We start from the raw sequence: 2,490 nt of genomic DNA, 5'->3' as shown, positions 1-2,490 counted from the left end.
CACGGCAAAAGCATGAATACATTTTCTCCCAGACTCCTCGCCCGAGGAGTTTTTTAAAATGCCAGTGTAGCATTTATATAAAGGAATGAGTATACATTGTAAGAAATGGACCCCGGTATTACTATGATATGGTACTGGAAACGTCCGGAATATCCTTATCTCGGCTTTTACCGCTATATCAACCAGGTAGTCCGGTAAAGGATATACCCAGTAGCATATATATTCTTTATCTAAAGTTTATTCTAAAAATATACTCAAGATAATCCTTTTTCAAAGATGCTAAAAACCTTCTTGATCTCAAGCTCCTTTTAGGATATCTTTCTTGATCTTTTTTCACCATGTTCATAGCCAACCTCTTTAGCATTGCAAGATTTTGTGGAGCCTTGCCCGTCCTAGTCCTGTTAGCATCCTCACGAAACGTAACATCTAAACTCCAGTGCATGCTTTCAACTCCCCAGTGCAACCTTACACCTCTTGCATAATCTTCTACAGCATTGACACTTGCCAGGTGGTAGGCACGTTCCTCTGTAACTCTTCCTTTTATTTCACACCTACGGATGACCATTCCTATCCCTTTAAGCTTTTCCCAGTCTTTTTGGACATTCATCCAGCTTGTATCTGTAGAATAATAGTATAATCGCTCCTCTATACGCCCGTGTCCTTTTTCTATGGTACGAAGAGCACCTATGTTTTTATCATTAAAACCGCTTTTTTCTACATCCTTAAAATATGCTTCCACTTCTTCGTACAGTAAAGGATGATTTTCTTTTAAAGACAAAACATAATCTGCCTTTGCATCTTTTACTATTTTCCTGGCAATGTCTTTTTGACACCCCATAGCATCAATAGTGACAATTGCTCCCTTTATGAACAACATATCTAAAAGTTCAGGGATCGCAGTAATCTCATTACTTTTCTCATCCGTCTTTACCTGTCCCATGACTAACTTATTCTCACTGCACCAGGCACTTACAATATGAATGGCCTTCTTCCCTGATTCTTTGTCAATTGTCCCTCGCATGGTTTTACCATCAATAGCTACAACTGACCCTTTTTTAATATTCGTTATTTCCCTCATCCATTCCATAAAGCATATCTCAAACTGCTTTGGGTCTATGATATCAAATACTCTTTCTATGGTGTACCATGAGGGAATACCATTAGGTAGCTCAAGATACTGCTTTAGCCAATCTTCATTCTCTATTGCCCAATCTTCCATATCAAGCCACTCATTACAGTAGCAGATGCTTGCAGCTACTGCGATAAAAAGAACATCTATTAATTTATGCCTTACTTTGCCCTCTTGTCTTGGATCATAAATTATCATAAAGTGATCAAAAAAACTCCCTTTGTATAGTTTCTTGCCCATATTAATATAACCTCACTTTTCTATATCTATGGACAATAGTTTACTACAAAAGGCTATACAATCTCATCGGTAATTTTTTCATTGGCTAAATGTTCCTTCATGCTTTTGCCGTGTTGCCCCGATTGCGTCAATTTACTGTAGGGAAAAGAAAAATACAGCCATCCTGATAAATAAATTAGCATTGTATCCGGTCACACTCTTGACGACAAGCATCGCCCATATGATTTGTCAGCCAGGGCACCCCTAATATTAGGCAAAATAGCGATAAACTTAAAGTAAAGGTTTTAGTTCGATTTATCTCAGCCAAAAATATGCTTTTAGGCATAACCATAACATATTTCCAATTGTTTTGCTCAGATGTATGGCATAGTACAGTAACTTCATCCCTACCCATGCTATAATCAAATATACTGCTAGATAAGCTTATCTGTTTTTTGATTTCATTTGGTAAAAGAGGTGCCTCTTTAGACGTAAGTATCGTTTCTCCATTTTTATCAATTATATAGATATAAGCTCCCGCTGCCCAATGCATCTTATCTATCATGCCGCTTATCTTTTCTTCATCTATTAATATAATTAATTGTCCAAGTGGCCTATCACTTCTATTTATGGGAATTGACTGAACAAAAGTTATTACCCTATGTTTCTCTGAATTATAGGCATTTAGTTGTCTAGAAGGCAAATAAGTATGAAAATGATATTTTGATAAAACTTCATCTTGCCAGCTACTATATTCTACTCCTTCATAACTGTACATAATGTCATAAAATCGCTGCGATGGAAATTTCACTGTTGCTGTAACTACTTGGTCTGTATTATAAAAATATATATAATAATCGTAGATAAACTCATTTTTAGGGTAGTTCATCATGTCTTCCATTATATCTTTATAAGAAAATATATAATCATTTCCCTTAATCAATATGGCTAGCTTTTTATCAAATACTATATTGTTACTTAATTCATATACCTGTCTTAACTTATTATCCATATCTATCTGTAGTTGTTCAAGCATAGCAAAGCTAGATCGTTTTATATTTTCCAATGTATTCTTTTCCATCCTCTGGTAGTATATTACATTGCTGGTCATAGATAATAGAAGTATTATTATATATGAAATT

The 2,490-nt window shown here is 35.3% G+C and carries 2 protein-coding genes; both read right to left on the bottom strand.

The window, feature by feature from the left end:
* Window positions 1-226 precede the first annotated feature (226 nt).
* Window positions 227-1,369, bottom strand: coding sequence for an ISAs1 family transposase (locus EJN67_RS13850; RefSeq protein ID WP_129725015.1), 1,143 nt, complete (start codon window positions 1,367-1,369; stop codon window positions 227-229).
* 175 nt (window positions 1,370-1,544) lie between these two features.
* Window positions 1,545-2,490: cache domain-containing protein (locus EJN67_RS13845; RefSeq protein ID WP_207208042.1), on the bottom strand; the 946-nt coding region annotated here is incomplete at its 5' end.

The sequence above is a fragment of the Xylanivirga thermophila genome (genome assembly GCF_004138105.1).
GTDB classification, from domain to species: domain Bacteria; phylum Bacillota; class Clostridia; order Caldicoprobacterales; family Xylanivirgaceae; genus Xylanivirga; species Xylanivirga thermophila.
This window is presented reverse-complemented; position numbering and strand designations above follow the sequence as displayed.

What these genes read in the sequence shown, in the direction of transcription:
- EJN67_RS13850 (WP_129725015.1), bottom strand. Translation starts at nt 1,369, where the DNA reads ATGGGCAAGAAACTATACAAAGGGAGTTTTTTTGATCACTTTATGATA.